The 23,818-nt window shown below is 64.3% G+C and carries 19 protein-coding genes; 6 read left to right on the plus strand and 13 right to left on the minus strand.

The genetic code is table 11. From position 1 onward, the window contains the following. Position 1 precedes the first annotated feature (1 nt). Together F3J17_RS33185 and F3J17_RS33190 are read right to left on the minus strand one after the other, a co-directional pair. Positions 2–1,213 carry a CoA transferase gene (locus F3J17_RS33185; RefSeq protein WP_167069633.1) on the minus strand — a complete coding sequence of 404 codons (1,212 nt, stop codon included), beginning with the start codon at positions 1,211–1,213 and terminating at the stop codon, positions 2–4. An 11-nt stretch (positions 1,214–1,224) separates the two neighbouring features. Next, positions 1,225–2,985, minus strand: coding sequence for an acyl-CoA dehydrogenase family protein (locus F3J17_RS33190; RefSeq protein WP_167069634.1), 1,761 nt, complete (start codon positions 2,983–2,985; stop codon positions 1,225–1,227). Between the two features lie 172 nt (positions 2,986–3,157). On the opposite strand from F3J17_RS33190, the gene F3J17_RS33195 reads away from it, so the two are divergent. Then, on the plus strand, positions 3,158–4,033 hold the full coding sequence (locus F3J17_RS33195; protein ID WP_167069635.1) for a LysR family transcriptional regulator: 876 nt from the start codon (positions 3,158–3,160) through the stop codon (positions 4,031–4,033). 30 nt (positions 4,034–4,063) lie between these two features. Here the strand turns inward: F3J17_RS33195 and F3J17_RS33200 are convergent, their stop codons facing one another. Continuing rightward, the gene (locus F3J17_RS33200; protein ID WP_167069636.1) at positions 4,064–6,607 is read right to left on the minus strand and encodes an adenosylcobalamin-dependent ribonucleoside-diphosphate reductase; all 2,544 of its coding nucleotides are present in this window, start codon (positions 6,605–6,607) and stop codon (positions 4,064–4,066) included. A 145-nt stretch (positions 6,608–6,752) separates the two neighbouring features. Here F3J17_RS33200 and F3J17_RS33205 point away from each other — a divergent pair, with 145 nt between their 5' ends. Then, positions 6,753–7,286 carry a thioesterase family protein gene (locus F3J17_RS33205; protein ID WP_167069637.1) on the plus strand — a complete coding sequence of 178 codons (534 nt, stop codon included), beginning with the start codon at positions 6,753–6,755 and terminating at the stop codon, positions 7,284–7,286. 164 nt (positions 7,287–7,450) lie between these two features. Here F3J17_RS33205 and F3J17_RS33210 read toward each other — a convergent pair whose 3' ends face one another. Next, a complete protein-coding gene (locus tag F3J17_RS33210) occupies positions 7,451–7,759 on the minus strand; it encodes a DUF3331 domain-containing protein (protein ID WP_027819484.1) in 309 nt (102 codons plus the stop codon). A 370-nt stretch (positions 7,760–8,129) separates the two neighbouring features. Between F3J17_RS33210 and F3J17_RS33215 the strand changes: the two genes are divergently transcribed. Then, the gene (locus F3J17_RS33215) at positions 8,130–9,197 is read left to right on the plus strand and encodes an AI-2E family transporter (RefSeq protein ID WP_167069638.1); all 1,068 of its coding nucleotides are present in this window, start codon (positions 8,130–8,132) and stop codon (positions 9,195–9,197) included. Between the two features lie 32 nt (positions 9,198–9,229). Here the strand turns inward: F3J17_RS33215 and F3J17_RS33220 are convergent, their stop codons facing one another. Continuing rightward, complete coding sequence (locus tag F3J17_RS33220; RefSeq protein WP_167069665.1) at positions 9,230–10,045, minus strand: alpha/beta hydrolase-fold protein; 816 nt, start codon at positions 10,043–10,045, stop codon at positions 9,230–9,232. Positions 10,046–10,263: 218 nt separating this feature from the next. Beyond that, the gene (locus F3J17_RS33225) at positions 10,264–11,364 is read right to left on the minus strand and encodes an OpgC domain-containing protein (protein WP_167069639.1); all 1,101 of its coding nucleotides are present in this window, start codon (positions 11,362–11,364) and stop codon (positions 10,264–10,266) included. Between the two features lie 800 nt (positions 11,365–12,164). Between F3J17_RS33225 and F3J17_RS33230 the strand changes: the two genes are divergently transcribed. After that, positions 12,165–12,935: a peptidoglycan DD-metalloendopeptidase family protein gene (locus F3J17_RS33230; RefSeq protein ID WP_167069667.1), complete on the plus strand. Its 771-nt coding sequence runs from the start codon at positions 12,165–12,167 to the stop codon at positions 12,933–12,935. A 96-nt stretch (positions 12,936–13,031) separates the two neighbouring features. Here the strand turns inward: F3J17_RS33230 and prpF are convergent, their stop codons facing one another. From prpF to prpB, 5 genes are all read right to left on the minus strand, one after another. Then, positions 13,032–14,222, minus strand: coding sequence for a 2-methylaconitate cis-trans isomerase PrpF (gene prpF / locus F3J17_RS33235; RefSeq protein WP_167069640.1), 1,191 nt, complete (start codon positions 14,220–14,222; stop codon positions 13,032–13,034). Beyond that, positions 14,219–14,620 (minus strand): endonuclease domain-containing protein, encoded by a 402-nt coding sequence (locus tag F3J17_RS33240; RefSeq protein WP_167069641.1) that lies wholly within the window; start codon positions 14,618–14,620, stop codon positions 14,219–14,221. Before F3J17_RS33240 ends, prpF begins: the two co-directional genes overlap by 4 nt. Before the next feature lie 54 nt (positions 14,621–14,674). Continuing rightward, positions 14,675–17,269 (minus strand): Fe/S-dependent 2-methylisocitrate dehydratase AcnD, encoded by a 2,595-nt coding sequence (gene acnD, locus F3J17_RS33245; RefSeq protein WP_167069642.1) that lies wholly within the window; start codon positions 17,267–17,269, stop codon positions 14,675–14,677. A 142-nt stretch (positions 17,270–17,411) separates the two neighbouring features. Next, positions 17,412–18,578 (minus strand): 2-methylcitrate synthase, encoded by a 1,167-nt coding sequence (gene prpC, locus F3J17_RS33250; protein WP_167069643.1) that lies wholly within the window; start codon positions 18,576–18,578, stop codon positions 17,412–17,414. A 58-nt stretch (positions 18,579–18,636) separates the two neighbouring features. Further along, positions 18,637–19,527 (minus strand): methylisocitrate lyase, encoded by an 891-nt coding sequence (gene prpB / locus F3J17_RS33255; RefSeq protein WP_167069644.1) that lies wholly within the window; start codon positions 19,525–19,527, stop codon positions 18,637–18,639. A 209-nt stretch (positions 19,528–19,736) separates the two neighbouring features. Here prpB and prpR point away from each other — a divergent pair, with 209 nt between their 5' ends. Further along, a complete protein-coding gene (prpR, locus tag F3J17_RS33260; RefSeq protein ID WP_167069645.1) occupies positions 19,737–21,740 on the plus strand; it encodes a propionate catabolism operon regulatory protein PrpR in 2,004 nt (667 codons plus the stop codon). Between the two features lie 17 nt (positions 21,741–21,757). On the opposite strand, the gene F3J17_RS33265 is transcribed toward prpR, so the two are convergent. Beyond that, entirely contained in the window at positions 21,758–22,393 is a 636-nt protein-coding gene (locus F3J17_RS33265; RefSeq protein WP_167069646.1) for a hypothetical protein, read from the minus strand. A gap of 265 nt (positions 22,394–22,658) precedes the next feature. Beyond that, positions 22,659–23,051, minus strand: coding sequence for a hypothetical protein (locus F3J17_RS33270; RefSeq protein ID WP_167069647.1), 393 nt, complete (start codon positions 23,049–23,051; stop codon positions 22,659–22,661). 308 nt (positions 23,052–23,359) lie between these two features. Here F3J17_RS33270 and F3J17_RS33275 point away from each other — a divergent pair, with 308 nt between their 5' ends. Beyond that, positions 23,360–23,815 carry a (2Fe-2S)-binding protein gene (locus tag F3J17_RS33275; protein WP_167069648.1) on the plus strand — a complete coding sequence of 152 codons (456 nt, stop codon included), beginning with the start codon at positions 23,360–23,362 and terminating at the stop codon, positions 23,813–23,815. The last annotated feature ends 3 nt before the right edge of the window (positions 23,816–23,818 follow it).

The following is a 23,818-nucleotide window of genomic DNA, read 5'->3' on the forward strand; positions in this document are numbered from 1 at the left end:
CCTATCCCTTCACGACGCCGGCCTCAAAAAGCTTGCGTTGCGTATCGATATCGATGCCTAACGCGTCCAGCACCTTGCGCGTATCTGCGCCCAGGGCGGGCGGCGGCGTGCGATACGTTGCGGGCGTGCGCGAAAGCTTGACCGGCGCGCCGGTGCCGCGATAGCCGTCCATCTCCACCAGCATCTGCCGATGGCGCGTGTGGGGGTGCGTGGCCACCGCATCGACGGTCTGCACGGGCCCGCACGGCACCCCCGCCTGGATCAGCTCGCGCGCAAGCGGTTCGCAGTCGTGCAACGCAAGCCGCGCTTCGAGCGCCGCCTTCAGCTCGGCGCGATGCGCGCAACGGCTGCGGTTATTGGAGAAGCGCGCATCGTCGGCGAGTTCGGCGATGCCCAGATGCGCGCACAGCCGCGCGAACTGGCGATCGTTGCCCACCGCGAGAAAGATCGGCGCGCTGCCGGTTGCGTAGCTGTCGTAGGGCGCGATATTCGGATGCGCGTTGCCGCTGCGCTGCGGTGTGCGGCCATTGCCGAAGAAGTTGGGCAGATGCGGATGCAGCAATGAGACCCCGCAATCGTAAAGCGCGATATCGACTGATTGGCCGTGCCCGCTCTTTTCGCGTTCGGCCAGTGCGAGCAGGATGCCCGCGAGCGCATTCAACCCCGTGACCATATCGACGATGGGCAGGCCGATGCGCAACGCCGGGCCGTCGCTTGCGCCGTTCACGCTCATGAGGCCCGCCATCGCCTGGATCACGGCGTCATAGCCGGGCAGACCGCCCAGCGGACCATCGGGACCGAAGCCCGAAATCGCGCAGTGAATCAGGCGCGGGAAGCGCGGTTTGAGATCGCGCTCGTAATCCATGCCCCAGCGCGCGAGCGTGCCGGGCTTGAAGTTTTCGACCAGCACATCCGCGCCTTCGAGCAACTGCCAGAGAATCGCGCGGCCTTCCTCACGCGACAGATCCACCGCGATGCCTTGCTTGTTGCGATTCACGCCCACGTAGTACCAGGCGGTGTCGTCGAGGAAGGGCGGGCCCCAGCCGCGCGTCTCGTCGCCGTCAGGCGGTTCGAGCTTGATGACCTGCGCGCCGTGGTCCGCAAGCGCCTGCGTGCAGTAAGGGCCGCCCAGCACGCGGCTCAAATCGATGACGCGCAGACCGTGCAATGCGCCGACGTTTTTTGATGATTCGGATGCCTGATTATGGTGCATGCTGCGTCACCTCAGTGTGCGGGCATGAGCAGCATCGCATCGGCGAGCGCCATCGGTTGTTCATCCACCAGCGTGCGCAACTGCGCGCTATGGTCGTCGCGTTCGTCGAGTGCGAGCGGATCGCGCGGCAGCAACTTGTGGCGCACGATCAGATGCGCAAGCGCGAGACGCCGATAATCGGCCGCATCGCGCGATACTTGCGCCGCTTCGCACGCCATGAAAGCCGCCGTCGTGGCGTGATAAAGCGCGCTGGCTGCCTGGCGCACCGATTCGTCGCGGCCACACTCGGCGACGGAATCCAGTGCCGCGGCGGCCCGCTCGAACGAGGCGCGCAGCAGCGCTACGCTGGCATCGGGCAGTCCCGATTCAGCCAGTTCGGCGCACACGTAGCGGGCGAGCGCATCGAGCGCGCCTTCGCGTCGGGCTGCGCGCGCCACGTCCAACGCCACGATATTGCTCGTGCCTTCCCAGATCGATCCCAGATGCGCGTCGCGCACGAGACGCGCATCGCTCCATTCCTCGATATAACCGACGCCGCCGCGCACTTCCATCGCGTCGCCCGTGACGCGGCGCGCGTCGCGGCAGGCGCGGAACTTGATGAGCGGCGTGAGGATGCGCACGCATTTCGCGGCCAGTTCATCGCCGCGATCGGCGCGCGGCAGCAGGGTGGCGATGCGCATGAACAGCGTGCGCGCCTGTTCGGCGGGCAGCATCATCTTGAGCAACTGACGCTGCATCAAAGGCATATCGATCAGCTTGCGACCAAATGCTTCGCGATGACGCGCGACGTGCAGCGCCTCGGTGAGCGCACGGCGCATCAGGCCTGCCGCGCGCACGCCGTTCGACAGACGCGACATATTGATCATGTCGGCCATCTGATGGAAGCCGCGCCCGACTTCGCCGATCAGAAACGCCTGCGCGCCTTCGAGCACGATCTCGCCGCTCGCCATCGACCGGCTGCCGAGTTTGTCCTTGAGGCGCACGATGCGGTAGGCGTTGCGCGCGCCGTCGGGCAGCGTCTTCGGCAATAGAAAGAGCGCAAGACCCTTGATGCCTGCGGGCGCGCCGTCGACGCGTGCGAGCACCATGGCGAGATCGGCGTCGGCATTCGAGCAGAACCATTTGTCGCCGTGCAGGTGCCACAGGTCTTCGCCATGTGCGCCTGTGCTGCGTATCGCGCGCGTGGCGATGCGCGCGACGTCGGAGCCGGCGGCCTGTTCGGTCATGAACATCGCGCCCTGATAGAGCGTGTCGAAGTCCTGCGAAGCGAGCATCGGCAGATAGCGCGCGATCAGGTCGGGCGTGCCGAACTTGCGCAGCGTGCGCGTGAGCGAATCGGTCATGCTCACGGGGCAGCACAGACCGAATTCGGCCTGAACGAATAAGTAGGTGAGCGCGTATTTGACGAGCGGCGCGGGCGCGCGATCGCGATGGCTCATCGCGGCCAGTCCGAGTTCCGCGTAGGCGACGCGTTCTAGCGCGACGTAGTCGGGGTGCTTGTCGATCTGCTGGATCGGCTCGCCGCGACGGGTGCGCTGGCGCAGCGTGGGCGGATGATGATCGGCGACGAGCGCGAGGTCGTCGAGTTCGTCGGAGGCGCGCTGGCCGAGCGAAACGAGTTGCGCTTCGATGCCGACATAGGCGGCGTCGCCGAGATAGCTGCGCAGTAGTGGCGCCAGACCCGGATCGCTGGTGTAGAAGTTGATGCCGCGGCTGTCCGGGATGTTGGACGCGCCGTCCGCTTGCGCGACAACGGCTGAATGATCGCTCATCGATTTGTCTCCGTGGATTCTTTTGTGCGGCGCACCGTATCTGCCGGCGCGATAGTGAACCCAGCTTAGGCAAGGCGTCGATAAGCGTCCAATACAACCGATGTCCTGTACGATAAGCGCCATCTATCGTTAAACCAGCAACGAGATCGCGCAAGCGACAGGAGACGCCACGATGGAACTCAAGCAATTGCGCTATTTCGTGGCCGTTGCGGAGGAACTGCATTTTGGTCGCGCGGCGCGGCGGCTGTTCATTTCGCAGCCCGCGCTGAGTTTCGATATCCGCAAGTTCGAAGAGCAATTGGGCGTGCAGTTGCTCGAACGCAGCAACAAGGCCGTCACGCTCACGAATGCCGGTTATGTGCTGCTGGAGGAGGCGCGACGGTTGCTGGAACAGGCCGACGAGGTGAAGCGGATCGCCGCGCGCTCGGCGCATGGATTGGCGGGGCGGCTGCGCATCGGCTTCGTCAATTCGATGCTGTATCGCGGCTTGCCCGCCGCCGTGAGCCGCTTCGAAGCCGATCATCCCGGCGTGGAAGTCGTGCTGCGCGAGATGAACACCATCGAGCAGGTGCAGGCCTTGCAGCGTTTGCAGATCGACCTGGGCTTCGCGCACTGGGGTCGCTTTCCCGCCGAGGTGCAATCGGAAACGCTGTTTTCCGAGCCGTTTTTGTGTTGTCTGCCAGCCGGGCATGCTCTGGCGCGCAAGCGACGTATCGATCTGGCGTCACTGGCGCGCGAGCCGTTTATCCTGTTTCCGCGCTCGGTATCGCCGCACTATCACGACCAGATTATCGCGACCTGTGTGGAGGCGGGTTTCAGTCCGCAGATTCGCCATGAGGCCCGCTTGTGGCAGACCGTGGTGACGATGGTGGAGTTCGGCATGGGCGTCGCGCTCGTCCCCGCTGCGCTCGGACGTATGGGCGGGGAGCGGGCCGTGTTCAGGCCATTGACGAGCAATCCTTATGAATCGCAGGTGCTGCGGCTCGTGCGCGCGGGAGAGACGGACGCGATTGTGCAGGGGTTTTCGGCCTGGCTGGGCAGAACGTGAAGCGCAGTGATGGGTGCTGCGCGGTTTCCCTTATCCGCACACCCCAATCTCCCCACACGCCGTACAAAAATCGCACCCGTCCTTGCGAATGACCGCATTCGCGCCGCACGAACCGCATTTTCGACCGAACATCGCGTGCTGCGTGCCGAACGTTGCATCGGCGGGTAGCGCATTCGGGCCGTCGAGCACCTGATCGCCGGCGCGCGCTTCCACTGCACCGTCGCTGGCCGCGGCACCAGAAAAAGCCGAAGCCTCGCGCCGCTGCGCCAGCAAGCGCGACGGCACCTGCCGGCCTTCCGCGTCGAGAAACCCGCGCCGATGCAGGATTTGCTGGATCGCATAGGCAATCGCCGCCACTTCCGAGTCGTGCCACAAAGGCGTGCGCTTGCCGTCGAGCCGCTGCGTTTCGCCGTAACGCACCTGACCGCGATCCCACGACACCTTGCGCAGATCCTGCAGATTGCGCGCGACAAACCCGCCGCGCGCCGCGAGCGACAACGAGCGCATCGTCGCCGTAATCCATTGCTGCGATTCGTCGCGCTGGCCCACGGGGATGAAGAACTCGATGGGCCGCTCGATCGTCACCGGCTCGCCGCCCACCTGGCCCGTGACTTCGAGAAACGACACCGCCACGTAGAGCGACACCTTGCCCGTCTGCGTGAGGTATTCGATTTTTTCGATCACCGCTGGCAGTTCGCCTTTGGGCCGATGATCGATCGCCACGCGCAGCGGATCGAGCACAGCGTCGCTTTGCGCATCGGCGGGCGTGTCTTCGTTGGCGGGCAGCGTTTGCAGCACTGCACCCAGCGTTTCGTTGGGCCGATACGTCGCCAGCCCCTTCAGCCCGCGCCGCCACGCGTCCAGATAGAGATCCTCGAACGCTTCGAACGGATAATCGGCGGGCACGTTGACGGTTTTCGAAATCGACGTATCGACGAAGGGCTGCACGGCCGCCATCATCGCCACGTGTTCCTGCGCGCTCATCTGCAAAGCGTTCACGAAATAATCGGGCAGGGCGTTCACGTCGCCGCCCAGCGTGCGATAAAGCCGCCACGCGTGATCCTCGACCGCGAAGGTTTCATGACTGCCGTCGGCCATGCGGCGCGTGCGCTGATAGGTCCACGAAAACGCGGGTTCGATGCCATTCGAAACGTTGTCGGCGAACGCGAGGCTCACGGTGCCGGTGGGCGCAATCGAGAGCAGATGGCTGTTGCGGATGCCGTGCGTGCGGATCGCCGCCTGCAGATCGTCAGGCAGACGCGAGGCAAAAGTGCCGGGCGCAAGATATGTATTGGCGTCGAACAGGGGAAACGCCCCGCGCTCGCGCGCAAGTTCGACCGAGGCACGGTACGCGGCGTCGCGCATGGTGCGGCCTACGCGTGCACCGAACGCGCAGCCTTGCGCAGAGTTGTAAGGAATGCCGAGCATTACCAGCGTATCGCCCAGCCCGGTAAAACCCACGCCGATGCGGCGCTTGGCCATCGCTTCCTGGTGCTGCTCGGGCAGCGGCCAGAGCGTAACGTCGAGCACATCGTCGAGAAAGCGCACCTGCGTCGTTGTGCGCGCAATCAGGTCGTCCCAGTCGAACGAGGGCGATGCGAACGGATTGCGCACGAAACGCGTGAGGTCCAGCGGGCCGAGATTGCAGCAGCCGTAGGCGGGCAAGGGCTGTTCGCCGCACGGATTGGTGGCGCGGATGGTTTCGACGGCGCGTAGGTTGTTGTCCTCGTTCATGCGCGAGATGAACACGACGCCCGGTTCCGCCACGTCATAGGTCGAGCGCATGATGGTGTCCCAGATCGCGCGGGCGCGTTTTTCGGCGTAGACCCAGAAGCCGTCGTCGCGCTGGCGTAGATCGCCTGCCGCGCGCAGTGCGGGCGAGGGTTCGGCGCGATGTATCAACTGCCAGGTTTCGTCGTTTTCGACCGCGCGCATGAAGGCGTCGGTCACCGCCACGGAGACGTTGAAGTTGTTCCAGCGCCCCTTCGAATGCTTGGCTTCGATGAAGTCGGGCAGGTCGGGATGGTCGCAGTCGAGCACGGCCATCTGCGCGCCGCGCCGCGCGCCCGCGCTTTCGACGGTGCGGCACGAGGCGTCGAACACGTCGACGTAACTGCACGGTCCCGAGGCGCTCGATCCTGTCGAATGGACGAGTGCGCCGCGCGGCCGGATCGCCGAGAAGTTGTAGCCCACACCGCCGCCGCGCCGCATGGTTTCGGCGGCCTGGAGCAGCGCCACATAGATGCCGGGGCGGCCTTCGTCGTCAACGCCCTGGATGCTGTCGCCCACGGGCTGCACGAAGCAGTTGATGAGAGTGGCTTCGATGCCGGTGCCCGCCGCGCTCATGATGCGGCCCGCGCCCAGCGCGCCGTGGCGCAGGTTGTCGACGAAACGCGCCTCGATTTCGGCGCGCAGCGCGGGCGGCTCGGCCTGTGCCACGCCGTGCGCGACGCGGCGGTAGATGTCGTCGGCGCTGCGCTCGTCGCCTTTGGCGTACTTCTCCAGCATCACATCGAGCGAAAAGGCCTGTACGTCAGGCGTCGAATCAGCTTGCGGGCGCGAGTTTTCTGCCATGGCCGGATCCTTGCGAGCGTTCTGCGTTAGCTCAGAGTAGCGCAGAGGCAGCGCGCGTGCCTGGGCATGTGCCGGAGCCCGCGTGGGCGCAATGGGTAAACTGGGCGCGCCGTTCCAGGCGAAGCCGCAGCAAGGAGAAGGAAACATGAGCGAGCACGTCCCCAGCGTCGTCTACCGCGACCGCGTGCGCCCCGAATGGGTCGATTACAACGGTCATCTGCGCGACGCGTTCTACATGCTGATCTACAGCCATGCGACCGATGCGCTGCTCGACGCGATCGGCCTCGATCATGCGCAGCGCGAGGCGCGCGCTCGCTCGATGTTCACCGTCGAGGCGCATGTGAACTATCTGCGTGAGGTCAGGGAGGGCATGCCGCTGCGAGTGGAGGTGCGGGTGCTGGAGCACGACGCGAAGCGCGTGCGGGTCTATCTGGAGATGTTTGTCGACGCTGACGAAGAAGCCGCGACGCCGGTTTGCGCGAGCGAGCAACTTTTGCTGCACGTGGACCGTTCTGGCCCGCGCGCCGTGCCGTTCGACGCCGATGTGCTCGCGCGCGTGGCTGCGTTGGGCGAGGCTTCGGCGGGGAAGGCGGCGCGTTATGCCGGGCGGGCGATTTCGCTTGCGCCGCTGCGGCAGGCTTTGGGCTGGGACGCCACCATCGTGGCATCGAGCGGCTAAAGCGGCGGGAGTATGTCCGTGTGCGCCTGTCGCGCGTGCGATCCGCAGATGATCCGCTGGTGAACCATCTGTAACATTCGGATCGCGATTATTACCGGAACCTCACCTAATCGCTTTGTCGCCGCTTGCCTGCAAATCTGCCGCTTTTGACGGCTTCGGGCGCTTCAGGCCGCTTCGCTATACGGCACGTTGGCGACCAGATCGCCGAACACTTCGGCCGCAATCATCACCGACGCGTTGAGCGGCGCGGGGCGCTCGGCCGGTTTGAACACGGCATCGCCACGGCGGATCTTGCGGCGCGAGACGGCGCAGGTGCCCGACGTATGCGCCGAGCGGCGGCGCCAGCGCTGCTCGCCATAATGACAACGGCCAGGTTCCACCCAGCGGATCACGAGCGCGGAATCCGTTTGTTCGAGGATTTCGATGCGTTCACCGTTGGCTCCGTCAAGCGCGAGGCACGCTTTTTTCTTCATTGTCGGCTCCGTAAGTGGGGTTGCCGCAATGTATTCCTCTAAGGCGTCAAGTGCCATTGTGTCGCCGTTGAAACACCATTCCAAAAACGGCAACAATCGATCTGGCACATATACGGGTTAACGAAGGAATGCGGGTTTGCGGGCGATCGAGACCCGACCCTTCGAATTTGTGCAACGCAGTGTTGTGCGAGGCGCGACATGGAAATCGGCCTGAAGAGGGGCATCTGAGCGGGGTGGGAACGCCGGAGGCTGGTGTGAATCTGACTGGATCGCGAGGGCGAGGGACAGTTGGATCGCGTTTTTGGTCTGTCGCCCTTATGCTGGCGGCTCGTCTTGCACGAGCCGATCCGCCGAATTTTCACGAGGTTACATGATTCATCGCCCGCCTGCTCCGAACTCCGCAAACGAGCAAAAACTCCAGCGCGCCGCGTCGGCCGCCCTGTACGCCGTGCTCGTCCTGCTCGCCCTGTGGGTCGTGCGGGAATTCCTGCCTGCCGTGGCGTGGGCCTGTGTGCTTGCTATCGTCCTCTGGCCGGCCTATCAGGCCATCGAACGGCACAAGCTGTTCCGCGGCCGCACCACCTGGCTTGCAACCGTGCTGACGGTCGCCATTGCGCTGCTGGTCGTGCTGCCGATCACGCTCACGGCAATCCAGGCCGGGGGCGAGGCGCATGATCTCTACCTGTGGGCGCGCGCAGCGCAGGAAAACGGAGTGCCGGTGCCCGATTTCGTCTCGCATCTGCCGGTCGGCAGCCGTCAGGTCAGCGACTGGTGGCAGGCCAATCTGGCCCAGCCGTTGAAGGAATCGCCCGCCATGAAGGGGCTGCACGGCGACGCCATCGTGTCGTTCGGGCGGCATTTCGGCGCGCGTGCGGTCCATGCGTCGATGACCTTCGGCTTTATGCTCGTGACGCTGTTCGTGGTGCTGCAGGCGGGTCCGAAGCTCTCCAGCACGGTCATGCGCGGCGCGCGCCGCGCGTTCGGCGCGGACGGCGCGCAACTGCTCCAGCGCATGGCCGCAGCCGTGCGCGCGACGGTGACGGGGCTCGTGGTGGTGGGGCTGGGCGAAGGCGTGCTGCTTGGCATCGCCTATATGTTCACGGGCGTGCCGCATGCGGCGCTGCTCGGCACGATTACCGCCATCGCGGCGATGCTGCCGTTCTGCGCGCCGCTCGTGTTCTTCGGCGCGGCGTTCTGGCTGGCGGCGCAGGGCGCGATCGTGGGCGCGATCGTGGTGGCCGTGACGGGCATGGTGGTGGTGTTCGTCGCCGAGCATTTCGTGCGGCCCGTGCTGATCGGCAATTCCACGCGGCTGCCGTTCCTGCTGGTGCTGTTTGGCATCCTGGGCGGGGCGACGACGTTTGGCCTGATCGGCATCTTCATCGGCCCGGCGCTCATGACGGTGCTGATGGTGCTGTGGGCGAACTGGGCGGAGTGACGCTCGAAAGAGCGTGTTGAAATCTCGCGCGTTCAGCGCACGCAGGCAAGCGTGTATCTGAGCGCGGCGGGCAGCAGTTCCCGCCACACCGGCCAGACGTGGCCGCCATCGACGATGCGCAGCGCCGCCGGGTTGCCGGCTTCGCGCAGGCGCGTGTAGAGCAGCGACGATTCGGCCTGGATCACGAGGTCGTCGTCGCCCGAAGCGATGAAAAACGGCACCCGCCACGGGCGGCCGAAGTAGCCGCTCCAGAGCGCGGGATAGTTGAGCGTGCGCCAGATGTGCGAGTCGAACTGATGCTCGCCGAACACGCCCACGCGCCGCGCCGACGAAGCCGGCGGCGGATCGCCCGAGTAGATCGCGGGCGACAGCAGCAGCGTGCCGCAGAACATATCGGGATGTTCGAGCGTATAGCGCAGCGCGCCGAAGCCGCCCATCGACACGCCGCCGATTGCGCGCCCGTCGCGCGTATCGGCGACGGCGAAGTGCGATTCGATCTCGGGCATCAGGTCCGAGAAGAACGCCGTCTCCATCTTTTCCTTGCGATCGACGTACCAGTCGGTGCCGCCTTGCGGCATCACGATCACGACCGGCGGTATTTCGTGGCGTGCGATCAGCGCGTCGGCGGTGCTTTGCAGCGCGCCTTGCGTGACCCAGTCCATCGGCTCGCCGTTGTTGCCGTGCAGGAGATAAAGCACGGGATAGCGCACGCTGTCGGCGCGGTAACCGGTGGGCAGATAGACCACGTAAGGCCAGTCGCGATCGAGCGCATTCGCGTGGAAGGTGCGCGAGGCGATGGTGCTGGCGGCGGCGGTGCCTGCGTGGCCCGCGAACGCGGAGAGCGCCATGACGGCTAACGGGGCTACGAAGGACGTAACGACGGAACGCAGGGTTTCAAGCAGCGAAGCGAACGGCGCGGTGCGTGAGTGTCTGCGCATGGCAGGAAAGCTGGCTCGTGAAGACGCGCCTGCGGCGCGGGGTCAACATACTAGCAGTGGCCCGTGACAGCGGGAAACCGCGTCGGGTGCGCGGTTGACCGGACGCGGTGCGCGGGGACGCATGCCGCTCAGGCAGACGCCTTGGCGCGCGACGGCAGCAAACGCTTGAGCGGATCGGATGCGCGCGCAACGGCAAACAGCGCGGTCAGCGCGATGGCATCGGCGGCCAGGCCCGCTGGATAGTCGAGATAGCCGTCTGTGTACCAGTACAGCACGGAATCGACGGTCAGCGAGATCACCGCGCCCGCGACGAAGGACAACATCCCCTTGCGGCCGACCAGGCCCACCCACGGCAGCGCAATGGCGAGCTTCCTCGCCCAGCCCAGCCGGATGGCGTGCGCCGTGAGCCACGCGATGCCGAAGAAGTTGAGCGCGCGGAACCACGCGAGGTTGCGTTTGAAGTCGGCGTCTAGCGCGGTGTTACCCAGATGCAGTCGATAGATCGCCGCGGCCGCGACCACGAGAAGCGCGAGTATCGTGACGAGCGTACCGAGCCTGGGCCTCGCGGTGATGTTCTGGAACACCGGTTGCGCCTGGGCGATCACACCGGCCACGAACAGCAACTGCCACGCGAACGGATTGAAGTCCCAGTTGACGTCGTCGACGTGGGGGAGATACGGCGTGAGGTGCGGCGCAACGCCCCACAGCGCGAGGCTGATCGCCACCAGCAGCCAGGGCCGCGAGCGCGCCAGCGGCAAGGCGAGGGGCGCGGCCAGCGCGAAGCAGGCGTACATCGGCAGCACGCCGGCGAGGTAGGGCTGGCGGCGCAGCAAGACGATGTCGCGCAGCGCCGCGGCGGGGGCGAGCGTGAGATCGTCGAGATCGGTGGTGGCGAGATTGGGCGCGTCGACATTGCAGGCGACGAGGATCGCCGTGACCAGCAGCATGAGCAGCGCGGTGACGACGAAGGCGCGGTAGATCTCGAACGCGCGCTTGATGAAGCGCTGGCGTGCCGCGGCCTCGGTGCGGCGCGCGCAGAGCGCGGTCCAGGCGGTGGCTGTGGCGAAGCCGCCGAGGAACACGAACACCTCGGCCGCGTCGCACAGCGCGTAGGCGTGCAGCGTGACGCGCGACAGAATGCTGCCGCCGATGTGATCGACGACGATGATCAGCAGGACAAGCCCGCGAAAAAAGTCGAGTTCGACTAGACGATTGGAAGACTGTGACATGGATCCGGCGCTGCCTGACTGGCACGCCCGATGGCGTGCACGGCCCGGCTGGCGCATGCAAAAAACCGCTGCGAGGGCCCGCTGCCGGAGCGAAAGGCTCGACGGCGGCGGCTGCGCGAGGCAGCGGAGAAAAAGTCGGTGACGACGGAATGAACCCGCGGAATGTAACCCGCGAACGACGAAGTCAGCAGGTTGCCCAGGAAATGACCCGATTGACGCGGTGAGGTTCCAGTGGGGCGGATTCTACCGGGATGTGGGCAATACTACCTTAATTTCAAAGGGCTTTCAGTGGCCCAGGCCGAATGCTGGCCATTCGGATAAGGCTGCGATAGGGACAGGTCCAGCGTTCAAGTTCTGTCAGGGATTGCCGTTATGCAGAAGAGATAAGGGGCACGATCTGGCGCCATTCAGCAGACGGCATCGACGCGAAAATTCAGGCGCGCAAGAGTTGTATCAGAGTGTAGTGGCCTGAATGTTGCCTATGAAATGCGCATTACAATGCCGGATCGCTTTTGAGATAGAGCGTAGTCGTCGCAACGAGCGTTTGCGCGATGGTGGGCGCTTTTATCAGATAAAGCACGCAATTTGAATGAAGATGGAAGCGGCTGGGCTTGGGGTTTCGCGGTCAATCAGCAGGGCGGGAGCGCGTGAATACGCAGCAGATCGTCCTTTTGCCGACCGGAATGCAGGCGAGCCGCATGCAACAAGGAGCATCGATTATGTTCGAGGATCGTTCGGGGCAAACCGCCTCCGGTCTGACACGATTTTGGGCAGGCCTGGCCGGCCTTGGCCTAAGTCTCATGCTGGGCGCTTGCGCTAACGTTAGCGACCCCCAGGCGCCGCAGCCGCAGCCCGATCCGTCGGCGGCGACGAGTCCGGCAACGGATGCCGCCGGCGCCGCTGCACAGGCGGCGAGCACGCCGGTCAAGCGCACCGTCACGAAAACCACCTACGTGCGCGTGCGCCGCGGCGATTCGCTGCAGCGCATTGCGTCGGCGCATAACGTTTCGGTCAGGGATCTGACCGCATGGAACCATCTGAAGCCGAATGGCCGTCTGCGCGCCGGTCAGTCGCTCAAGCTGGTTTCGACGCAGACGATCATCGTCCAGCAGGCCGCGCCCGCGCAGGGCGGGAGCGCGGCAACGGCCAATACGGCGCAAAGCCGTGCGGTAGCCGCCGAAGTCGCGCGCCACGCCAGCAGTGTGGCGCTCATGTGGCCGGCGCGCGGCCATGTGTTGGAACCGTTCGAACCGGGCACGACGCGCGGCATCGAGATCGGCGGCAAGGCCGGCGATCCAGTACTGGCCGCCGCGGACGGCAAGGTCATGTACGCGGGCACCGGCCTTAATGAATACGGCAGCCTCATCATCGTCCAGCACAACAAGGACTTTCTGACGGCGTACTCGCACAATCGCCGCCTGCTGGTGAAGACGGGCGATACCGTGCATCAAGGCCAGCAGATCGCCGAGATGGGCAACGAGAACAACGACCGCGTGGCCGTGCTGTTCGAAGTGCGCCGCGATGGCAAGCCCGTCGATCCAATGCCGTATCTGCCGACGCCGCAGAGCTAGGCGAGTCGCCACACGCGGCTTCGGAAACACAAAGAGCCCTGGCGCAGCAATGCGTCAGGGCTCTTTTGTTTTCAGCGAGCTGCTTGAAACGGCGCTTTAAAACGCGTCGCCGGGCACTCGCACCCAGCCTTCCATCAGCACGCGCGCGCTGCGGCTCATGATGGCTTTGGTGACGCTCCACTCGCCGTTTTCCTGGGTGGCTTGCGCGCCCACGCGCAGCGTTCCCGACGGATGGCCGAAGCGCACGGCATTGCGCTCGCCGCCGCCCGCCGCCAGGTTCACGAGCGTGCCGGGAATGGCCGCCGCGGTTCCAATGGCCACGGCAGCCGTGCCCATCATCGCGTGATGCAGTTTGCCCATCGACATGGCGCGCACCAGCAGATCGACGTCGCTGGCTTCCACGCGTTTGCCGCTCGATGCCGTATAGGCCGCGGGCTTTGCGACAAAGGCGATCTTGGGCGTGTGCTGGCGCGTGGCGATTTCGTCGAGATTCTTGATGAGGCCCATACGCAGCGCGCCGTGAGCGCGCAGGGTCTCGAACTTTGCCAGCGCCTGGGCGTCGCCATTGATGGCGTCCTGCAATTCCGTACCGGTGTAGCCGATGGCTTCGGCGTTCACGAAGATCGTCGGGATACCCGCATTGATCATCGTCGCTTTGAGCGTGCCAACGCCCGGCACTTCGAGGTCGTCGACGAGGTTGCCGGTGGGGAACATCGCGCCGCCCGCGCCTTCTTCCTCGGCGGCGGGGTCGAGGAATTCGAGCTGCACTTCGGCGGCGGGGAAGGTCACGCCGTCGAGTTCGAAGTCGCCGGTTTCCTGCACCTGACCGTTGGTGATGGGCACGTGCGCAACGATGGTCTTGCCGATGTTGGCCTGCCAGATGCGCACGGTGGCGACGCCGCTATCGGGTACGCGGCTGGGGTCGATCAGGCCGCTGCTGATCGCGAACGGCCCGACTGCGGCCGACAGATTGCCGCAGTTGCCGCTCCAGTCCACGAAGGCCTTGTCGATGGCGACCTGGCCGAACAGATAGTCGACATCGTGATCTGGACGCGTGCTTTTGGCGACGATCACGGTCTTGCTGGTGCTGGAGGTGGCGCCGCCCATGCCGTCGATCTGCTTGCCGTAGGGGTCGGGGCTGCCGATGACGCGCATGAGCAGTTTGTCGCGCGCCGGGCCGGGCTGCTGCGCGGCCTCGGGCAGATCCTGCAGGCGGAAGAACACGCCTTTACTGGTGCCGCCGCGCATATAGGTGGCGGGAATCTTGATCTGGGGTAGTTGGCTCATAAAAATCCCGTTTCTACAGTTTTTCTCCCCTCTCCCTGCGGGAGAGGGGCCGGGGGAGTGGCGCTGGCGCGTCGAGTGACCGTCATCAGAATCACCTCAAGCACTGCTTCGGTGTTCTGCAATATCTCATCGTTCCAGAAGCGCAGAACGGTGCAGCCGCGGTTCTTTAACCAGGCGTCGCGTACGGCGTCACCTGCGTTGCCGTTGTGGTGTCCGCCGTCGGCTTCGATCACCACGCGTGCGCCGCAGTGCATGAAATCGACGATGTACGGGCCGATGGGGTGCTGGCGGCGGAATTTCTCGCCGCTCAGGCGGTGGGCGCGGAGGTGACGCCAGACGCGTTGCTCGGCTTCGGTCATGTGCTGGCGTAGATATCGGGCTTGCTCTATCTGGTTCATTCCCCGCTCCCCCACTCCCCACTCCCCAACCCCTCTCCCTTAGGGAGAGGGGCTTTACGTCGCTTGTGATGACTCCAGGAAGTCTTGTGCAAAGCGCTGCAGCACGCCGCCTGCTTCGTAGATCGACACTTCTTCCGCTGTGTCCAGTCTGCACGTTACCGGCACTTGTGCGCGTTCGCCGTTCTTGCGCACGATCACCAGTGTCAGGTCCGCCCTTGGCGTGCGCTCGCCGATTACGTCGTACGTTTCCGTGCCGTCGATCCCTAGCGTCGTGCGGTTGGTGCCCGCCTTGAACTCCAGCGGCAATACGCCCATGCCGATCAGGTTCGTACGGTGAATGCGCTCGAAGCCTTCCGCCACGATCGCCTCCACACCCGCCAGTCGCACGCCCTTGGCCGCCCAGTCGCGCGACGAGCCCTGGCCGTAGTCTGCGCCCGCCACGATGATCAGCGGCTGCTTGCGCTCCATGTAGGTTTCGATCGCTTCCCACATGCGCGTTACCTTGCCCTCCGGTTCGACGCGCGCCAGCGAACCCTTCTTCTGCACGCCGTCCACCACCGCCATTTCGTTGATGAGCGTGGGGTTCGCAAAAGTTGCGCGTTGCGCCGTGAGGTGGTCGCCCCGGTGCGTGGCGTACGAGTTGAAGTCCTCTTCGGGCAAGCCCATTTTTGCGAGGTATTCGCCCGCTGCGCTGTCCGGCAGGATCGCGTTCGACGGCGAAAGATGGTCGGTCGTGATGTTGTCGCCCAGCACGGCCAGCGGTCGCAGTCCGCGCAGCGTGCGCTCGCCCGCCAATGCGCCTTCCCAGTACGGCGGGCGGCGAATATACGTGCTCTGAGCGCGCCAGTCGTAGAGCGGGTCGGTGGTCTCGCCGCTGGCGGCCGTGACCGCGAACATCGGCTCGTACACCTTGCGGAACTGCTCCGGCTTCACGCTCTGCGCCACGATCGCGTCGATTTCCTCGTCGCCTGGCCAGAGGTCCTTCAGATAGACCGGTTGGCCGTTCTGATCCGTGCCCAGCGAGTCTTTCTCGATGTCGAAGCGGATCGTGCCCGCAATCGCGTAGGCCACCACCAGCGGCGGCGAAGCCAGAAAGGCCTGCTTCGCGTACGGATGGATACGGCCGTCGAAGTTGCGGTTGCCCGACAACACAGCGGTCGCATACAGATCGCGATCGACGATTTCCTGCTGGATCTTCGGGTCGAGCGCGCCCGACATGCCGTTACAGGTCGTGCACGCAAACGCGACGATGCCAAAGCCCAGCTTTTCCAGATCCGGCAGCAGCTTCGATTCTTCCAGATACAGTTCGACCGCCTTCGATCCCGGCGCGAGCGAACTCTTCACCCAGGGCTTGCGCGTGAGGCCGCGCGCGTTCGCATTGCGCGCCAGCAGCGCCGCCGCGATGACGTTGCGCGGATTGCTGGTGTTCGTGCAACTCGTGATGGCCGCGATGATGACCGCGCCATCCGGCATCTGCCCCGGCGTTTCTTCCCATTTGCCCGCGATGCCGCGCTCCGCCAGTGCGGAAGTCGGCAGGCGTTTGTGCGGGTTCGACGGACCGGCCATATTGCGCACGACGCTCGACAGGTCGAACGTGAGCGTGCGCTCGTATTGCACGTTGGCAAGCGAATCGGACCACAGGCCAGCGGTTTTCGCGTAGGTTTCGACCAGCGCGACCTGCTCTTCCTCGCGGCCCGTGAGGCGCAGATAGTCGAGCGTCTGCTTGTCGATGAAGAACATCGCGGCCGTGGCGCCGTACTCAGGCGCCATGTTCGAGATCGTGGCGCGGTCGCCGAGCGTGAGGCTCGACGCGCCAACGCCACGAAACTCCAGATACGCGCCCACGACCTTTTCTTTGCGCAGGAATTCGGTGAGGGCGAGCACGACGTCGGTGGCGGTGATGCCGGGCTGACGCTTGCCCGTCAGTTCCACGCCGACGATATCCGGCAGGCGCATCCACGACGCGCGGCCCAGCATGACGTTTTCCGCTTCCAGGCCGCCCACGCCGATGGCGATCACGCCCAGCGCATCCACGTGCGGCGTGTGGCTGTCGGTGCCCACGCAGGTATCCGGATAAGCGACGCCATCCGTTACGCCAATCACCGGCGACATCTTCTCCAGATTGATCTGGTGCATGATGCCGTTGCCCGGCGGAATCACATCGACGTTCTTGAACGCTTTCTTCGTCCAGTTGATGAAGTCGAAGCGGTCAACATTGCGACGATCTTCGATCGCGCGGTTCTTTTCGAACGCCTGCGGATCGAAACCGCCGCATTCCACCGCCAGCGAGTGATCGACGATCAACTGAACCGGCACGACCGGGTTGACCTTGGCAGGGTCGCCGCCTTGATCGGCGATGGCGTCGCGCAGGCCCGCGAGATCGACCAGCGCGGTCTGGCCGAGAATGTCGTGGCAGACGACGCGCGCCGGATACCACGGGAAATCGAGGTCGCGTTTGCGCTCGATAAGCTGCTGCAGCGACGCGGTGAGGGTAGCCGGCTCGCAGCGGCGCACGAGGTTTTCGGCGAGGACGCGCGAGGTGTAGGGCAACGTGTCCCAGGCGCCGGGCTGGATCGCTTCGACGGCTTCGCGCGCGTCGAAGTAATCGAGCCGGGTGCCGGGAAGAGGCTTGCGGTGGGCAGTATTCACGGCTGGGGGACCAAAGATGTAATGGAGGTTTGCAGCGGCGCATGACGCGCGCCGTGAGCGACCGGGTCACTCTACGCGCGCGCCGCGCCGCGTCACAGTCAGCCGGACGGCATAGGCCATCCGGACGACTGACGTACAACGATCAACGCTTGCCGATCGGCACGAACTTCAGGTTTTCCGGGCCGGTGTAGTTGGCGCTCGGACGGATGATCTTGTTGTCGACACGTTGTTCGATGATGTGCGCGCTCCAGCCGGCGGTGCGTGCGATCACGAAGAGCGGCGTGAACATCGCGGTCGGCACGCCCATCATGTGATACGACACCGCGCTGAACCAGTCGAGGTTCGGGAACATCTTCTTGACTTCCCACATCGTCGATTCAAGGCGCTCGGCGATATCGAACAGCTTCAGATTCGACTGTTCCTTCGAGAGCTTCTTGGCGACTTCCTTGATGACCTTGTTGCGCGGGTCCGAGATCGTATAGACCGGATGGCCGAAGCCGATCACGACTTCCTTGCGTTCGACGCGCGCGCGGATGTCCGCTTCCGCCTGATCCGGGTCTTCGTAACGCGACTGGATTTCGAACGCCACTTCGTTCGCGCCGCCGTGCTTCGGGCCGCGCAGCGCGCCGATCGCGCCCGTGATGGCCGAGTAGATATCCGCGCCCGTGCCCGCGATCACGCGGCCCGTGAAGGTCGAGGCGTTGAATTCGTGTTCGGCGTAGAGATTGAGCGAAACGTGCATCGCGTCGACCCACGACTTCGACGGCTCCACGCCATGCAGCAGATGCAGGAAATGGCCGCCGATCGAATCGTCGTCGGTTTCCACTTCGATGCGCTTGCCGTTATGCGAGTAGTGATACCAGTACAGCAGCATCGAGCCGAGCGAGGCCATCAGACGGTCGGCGATATCGCGTGCGCCCGGCAGGTTGTGGTCGTCCTTTTCCGGCAGCACGGTGCCCAGCACCGACACGCCCGTGCGCATCACGTCCATCGGGTGCGCCGAAGCGGGCACCCATTCGAGCGCCGCCTTTACGTTCGCGGGCAGGCCGCGCAGCGCCTTGAGTTTGGTCTTGTACGCGGCCAGTTCGGCCGTGTTCGGCAGCTTGCCGTGCACCAGCAGATACGCGACTTCCTCGAATTCGCAGGCCGTCGCGAGGTCGAGAATGTCGTAGCCGCGGTAGTGCAGGTCGTTGCCGGTGCGGCCCACGGTGCACAGCGCCGTGTTGCCTGCCGCCACGCCCGACAGGGCGACCGACTTCTTCGGCTTGAAACCGCCTGCGCTTTGCGTGGTGTTGTCCGTTTCGCTCATGGTGTCTTCCTCTCTCGATCTAATAGGTTCAAACGTATCGGGGACGCGTTGGCGGCGCTTACTTCTTCGAGGCGAACAGCGCGTCGAGCTTGTCTTCGTATTCGTGATAGCCGAGGTATTTGTACAGATCCTCGCGCGACTGCATGGTCGAAACCGCCGCCTTTTGCGTGCCGTCGCGCTTGACCGTCTCGTAGAAGTTCAGCGCGGCGGCGTTCATGGCGCGATAGGCGCCGCAGCAGTAAAGCGCGATGTCGACGTTCGCACTCTTCAGTTCTTCGGTCGTGAAGAACGGCGTCGAGCCGAATTCGGTCAGGTTGGCGAGGATCGGCACCTTCACGGCAGCCTTGAAGCGGCGATAGTCGTCCAGCGTCTTCATGGCTTCGGGGAAGATCATGTCCGCGCCCGCTTCGACGTAGGCGACCGCGCGCTCGATGGCGGAATCGATGCCTTCGGCGGCGGCGGCGTCGGTGCGGGCCATGATGACGAAGCCGTCGTCGGTGCGCGCGTCAACGGCGGCCTTCACGCGGTCCACCATCTCGTCGATCGGTACGACTTCCTTGTTCGGACGATGGCCGCAGCGCTTCTGGCCCACCTGGTCTTCCATGTGCACGGCAGCCACGCCCGCCTTGATGAACGACTTGATGGTGCGTGCGATGTTGAAGGCGCCGCCCCAGCCGGTGTCGATATCGACCATCAGCGGAATGTCCACGGCGTCGGTGATGCGGCGCGCATCGATCAGCACGTCGTCCATCGTGCTGATGCCCAGGTCCGGCACGCCCAGCGAATTGGCGGCCACGCCGCCGCCGGACAGATAGACGGCCTTGAAGCCGGTTTGCTCGGCCAGTTTGGCGGCGTAGGCGGTGATCGCGCCCACGACTTGCAGCGGTTGTTCGGTAGCCACGGCCGCGCGGAATTTCGCGCCGGCGCTTGCGGGGAATTTGCTGTTCATGCGTGAAGTCTCCGAAGGAATCGGCGCTGATACTGCAGATACCGTGCCAGCGCTAAGGCGGTGGGCAAGCCGTGATCTAAGACGTTGATTTTGCGCCTGATCGCTTGCGATAGGGTTCTCGCCCCGATTTCTCTTGTGAAATCGTGATTTCAATTATGAAATCGAAGCGCGATAATGAAATTTCGTCTGAAAACGCCCCAACAACGTCGATGAACCGCTTTCCCGCCAATCCTTCCGAGCCGTTCCGCCCGCGCGTCTGGGCGATGGGCATCAGCCGCCTGCGCGATCTGTTCCGCGATATCGCGGGCGAGTACGACGATCTGGCCGATCTGCGCGTGGTGCCGCGCGGCTTCGAGGAGGCGGTCGCGGAAATCGCGGCGGCGGGCCCGAACCAGCGCCCTGACGTGGTGGTGGCGGCCGGCTCGAACGGCACCTATCTGAAGGCGCGCATCGACTTGCCCGTGGTGCTCGTGCAGCCCACCGGCTTCGACGTGATGCAGGCGCTCGCGCGCGCGCGCCGCGAGGCTGATCTGGTCGCGCTCGTGACCTACGGCGAAACGCCGATGGAAGTGCGCCGCTTCGCGAGCGCCTACGGCCTCGACGTGGTGTTCGCCTCGTATCGCACCGTGCAGGACGCGGAAGCCTGCGTGCTCGATCTGCGCGATCGCGGCGTGGGCGCGGTGGTAGGACCGGGCCACGTCAACGATCTGGCGGCGCGCTTCGGCCTCGTGCCGTTTTTCGTCTATTCGCGTTCGTCGGTGCGTGCGGCTTTCGACAATGCGCTCGAAGTGGTGCAGGCCACCTGGCGCGAAACGCAGCGACGTCAGCGCCTGGACAGCGTGCTGCAGCATTTGCGCGATGGCGTGGTGGCGCTCGATGCGCGCGGGCGCGTGGAGGCGATCAACCAGCGCCTTGCGGGCGTGCTCGGCATCGATCCGGTGACGGCTTCCGGACAGCCGCTGGCGTCGCTCGCGCCCGACATCGCCTTCACGCTACCCGACGCCGATGGCGAATCGCTCGAAACCATCCGTGGCGTGAGTTATGTCGTGCATCGCGGACCGCTGGTCGATAACGGCGTGACGACAGGCGCGGTGCTCACGTTCCAGGAATCGCGCGCGGTGGAGCGGCTCGACCGAACCTTGCGCACGCGCCAGCGCACGCAGCAGTTCGTGGCGCGTTACCGGATCGGCGATTTGAGCGGCGCGACGCCGGGCATCGCGCGCGTGCGCCAACTCGCGCAGCGCTACGCGAAATCCGATGCGACCGTGCTGATTCGCGGCGAAAGCGGCACGGGTAAGGAGATGGTCGCGCAGGGTATTCACCGCGAAAGTCCGCGGCGCGATTTTCCGTTCGTCGCGATCAATTGCGGTGCGTTTCCGGAGGCGCTGCTGGAGAGCGAGCTGTTCGGTTACGAGGAAGGCGCGTTCACGGGCGCGCGGCGCGGCGGCAAGGTCGGGCTGATCGAGGCGGCGCATCGCGGCACGCTGTTTCTCGATGAAATCGGCGAAATGCCTTTGCCGCTGCAAAGCCGTTTGCTGCGCGTGTTGCAGGAGCGCGAAGTGGTGCGGCTGGGCGCGACGGAACCGACGCGCGTCGATGTGCGTGTGGTGGCCGCGACGCACCGCGCGCTCACTGCGCAGATCGAAAGCGGAGCGTTTCGCGCCGATCTGTTCTATCGGCTGAACATTCTGAATCTGGCGATTCCGCCGCTGCGCGAACGCCACGCCGACATTGTGCCGCTGGCGGCGGAATTGCTGCTGCAATCGGCGCGTCGCGAGCCGCGCGTGGCGCTGCGCATTCGCACCCAGGACGACGCGATGCGTGCGCTCGATGCCATCGGCCATGCGCTCGAACGCCATCCGTGGCCTGGCAACGTGCGCGAGTTGCAGAACGTGGTCGAGCGGATGGTGGTGGAACTGGCGGATTCGGATGTGGACGTGCTCACGCCTGAGGTGCTGCGCGCGATTGCGCCGGAGGTGTTCGAGACCGCGCGCAACGTCGCGCCCGACGCACGCGAAGCGGTGCAGGAGCCGCGCACCTTGCGCGAACGCAGTTTGACCGTGGAGGCTGATGAAATCCGTGCGGCGCTCGAAGCCTGCGGCGGCGACCGCGAGCGCGTGTGCGCGATGCTCGGCATCAGCAAGACGACTTTGTGGCGGCGTTTGAGCGCTGCGAAGAAGACGCCGTTGGTTGCCAGGCCTGAGCGTGACTAATTTGTTGCCGACCGGGATCAGGTTGTTGCTTCAATCGACGCCATATAACTGGCGATATTGATTTTGGCGAAGCTGGCGAAGTGGACGACGAAAGAATCCTGCAACGGAAACGGGCTTTGAAGCAGACGCCACGATGCACTACGCAAACGATCTTTATAGCGCGCAAGCATATGTTCCGAAAACGCGCCCTGCTCGTAGGCGGGGCCTGCCCATACATCCGTGCACTCCCACGAACCTTCTCTTTTTTCCCATTTGCTGGCCGGAAACAAACTCGCCCATGCTTTCATTAGCTCAAGACCTAATGGGCCTTTGCAGGCGAAAACGCCAGCATTGAATTTTGATGGCCAAAATGGATTGTCGGGAGAAAAGACCATATTCTCATCGCCAACAAAGAGCGCTTCAACGGATAGATCGAAATTGTGAATTACCGCATCCGTATCGATCCATAGTGCTATGTCATAGCCTCGTTCCAGAAGATTGCCGATTAAATGCGGTTTTAGCCAATATGGTGGCAAATCTAAGTCGCAATTTCTGATGAAGAAATAATCGTACCCCTTGACTCTGGCGTATTGCTTATTTCTCTCAATCAGACCAGAAAACGACGATATTTCATCGTCGTCGCGATTATCGAACTGAACGATTGCTACTTTCATAATGTATCTGGATTGGATGGTTCGCATCCGCTAGACGCAGGGCAACAGGTGCGATCGTGACCGCAGATCGGTCCGCACAATACATCAATCCAGATATCAGGAAATTGGGGTTGCTGCTCACACTGCCTGGAGAACGGCTAGTCATTGATTTTCGTCAAAGTCAGAAAATCGGGAAAGCCTGTGCTGCGGAAAATAGGGTGGGAAACGGTCGTGCGCCAGATTTGCCATTGCATTGGATAGGGACGCACGACCTCCCGCAGTAACCTCAGTTCTTCACGCCGTTGAGCAACTGCGCCACCACGCCGTGCAGTTGCAGCACATCAGGACTCTTCTGCAGCAGCGCCTGGTAGCGCTCGAAGAATTCCGCCGATTCCTCGCCGGAAAACAGCGCCGTCACGCCTTCGGCCGCACCGATGCGGTCTTCGGGTTGGGCGTCCTTCGCGTCCAGCGTTTCGTCGACATTGGCGATCACCGTCGAAAGCGGCATCAGCCAGCGAAATCCCGTGCCGTTGATGAGCACCTGCAAAAAGGCCGCGGGCGTGGTCGGGCCGAATTCGCGCTCGTATTCGGCGCGCTCGTGATCGAGCATGGCCTTGTGCAGATTGAGCAGCGGCTTGCGGACTTCGGAGAGAAATTGAATCGCGCGGGCTTCGTCCATCGTGGCGGCTCCTTGGGTGTGCATGAAGGGCTGTATATGCGTGCATTATTGAGCGGCTTCAAGGGATGGTAGCGCAAGGCCAGAACGCATGTCGTTATGGAGCGGTCGGCATCCCATTGGCATCCTTGTCAGCGCGCGAATAAAGTCGGCGCTACACTCGCGCAGTCCTCGCAAGGCCGCATTCGCGCGCCCCTCGCGCAAATGTCCCACGATTTGCGCAGGTTGCTGGAACAACGCGCAGGTATGGCCTTCGATTGATCGAACGCAGTCAACAATCATCGATATCCCCCACAGCGGAGAGCCGCCTCATGACGACGCTAATTATCAATGGCGAGACCCACACGATCGACGCGCCACCCGACATGCCGCTGCTCTGGGTGCTGCGCGACCTCATCGGCCTGACGGGCACCAAATTCGGCTGCGGCATCGCGCAATGCGGCGCCTGCACCGTGCATCTGGACGGCGAGGCGACGCGCTCTTGCGTGCTGCCGGTCGCCGCGCTCGAAGGCCGCAAGATCACGACGATCGAAGCCGTGGGCGCGACGCCCGCCGGCCAGAAAGTGCAGAAGGCATGGCGCGAGATCGACGTGGTGCAGTGCGGCTACTGCCAGTCGGGGCAGGTGATGTCGGCGGCGGCGCTGATCGCGCAGAACGCCAACCCCAGCGACGCGGATATCGATGCCGCCATGGCCGGCAACATCTGCCGCTGCGGCACCTATAGCCGCATCCGCGCGGCCATCAAGCAAGCAGCGAAGGAGGCCTGAGCG

Origin of the sequence: Burkholderia sp. Ax-1719 (assembly GCF_011753055.1) — a bacterium.
Lineage (GTDB): Bacteria > Pseudomonadota > Gammaproteobacteria > Burkholderiales > Burkholderiaceae > Paraburkholderia.

Bases quoted from the DNA above. Each gene is read 5' to 3' on its own strand.
- F3J17_RS33185 (WP_167069633.1), bottom strand. From the start codon at position 1,213: ATGCACCATAATCAGGCATCCGAATCATCAAAAAACGTCGGCGCATTG.
- F3J17_RS33190 (WP_167069634.1), bottom strand. From the start codon at position 2,985: ATGAGCGATCATTCAGCCGTTGTCGCGCAAGCGGACGGCGCGTCCAAC.
- F3J17_RS33195 (WP_167069635.1), top strand. From the start codon at position 3,158: ATGGAACTCAAGCAATTGCGCTATTTCGTGGCCGTTGCGGAGGAACTG.
- F3J17_RS33200 (WP_167069636.1), bottom strand. From the start codon at position 6,607: ATGGCAGAAAACTCGCGCCCGCAAGCTGATTCGACGCCTGACGTACAG.
- F3J17_RS33205 (WP_167069637.1), top strand. From the start codon at position 6,753: ATGAGCGAGCACGTCCCCAGCGTCGTCTACCGCGACCGCGTGCGCCCC.
- F3J17_RS33210 (WP_027819484.1), bottom strand. From the start codon at position 7,759: ATGAAGAAAAAAGCGTGCCTCGCGCTTGACGGAGCCAACGGTGAACGC.
- F3J17_RS33215 (WP_167069638.1), top strand. From the start codon at position 8,130: ATGATTCATCGCCCGCCTGCTCCGAACTCCGCAAACGAGCAAAAACTC.
- F3J17_RS33220 (WP_167069665.1), bottom strand. From the start codon at position 10,045: ATGGCGCTCTCCGCGTTCGCGGGCCACGCAGGCACCGCCGCCGCCAGC.
- F3J17_RS33225 (WP_167069639.1), bottom strand. From the start codon at position 11,364: ATGTCACAGTCTTCCAATCGTCTAGTCGAACTCGACTTTTTTCGCGGG.
- F3J17_RS33230 (WP_167069667.1), top strand. From the start codon at position 12,165: ATGCTGGGCGCTTGCGCTAACGTTAGCGACCCCCAGGCGCCGCAGCCG.
- prpF (WP_167069640.1), bottom strand. From the start codon at position 14,222: ATGAGCCAACTACCCCAGATCAAGATTCCCGCCACCTATATGCGCGGC.
- F3J17_RS33240 (WP_167069641.1), bottom strand. From the start codon at position 14,620: ATGAACCAGATAGAGCAAGCCCGATATCTACGCCAGCACATGACCGAA.
- prpC (WP_167069643.1), bottom strand. From the start codon at position 18,578: ATGAGCGAAACGGACAACACCACGCAAAGCGCAGGCGGTTTCAAGCCG.
- prpB (WP_167069644.1), bottom strand. From the start codon at position 19,527: ATGAACAGCAAATTCCCCGCAAGCGCCGGCGCGAAATTCCGCGCGGCC.
- prpR (WP_167069645.1), top strand. From the start codon at position 19,737: ATGAACCGCTTTCCCGCCAATCCTTCCGAGCCGTTCCGCCCGCGCGTC.
- F3J17_RS33265 (WP_167069646.1), bottom strand. From the start codon at position 22,393: ATGAAAGTAGCAATCGTTCAGTTCGATAATCGCGACGACGATGAAATA.
- F3J17_RS33270 (WP_167069647.1), bottom strand. From the start codon at position 23,051: ATGGACGAAGCCCGCGCGATTCAATTTCTCTCCGAAGTCCGCAAGCCG.
- F3J17_RS33275 (WP_167069648.1), top strand. From the start codon at position 23,360: ATGACGACGCTAATTATCAATGGCGAGACCCACACGATCGACGCGCCA.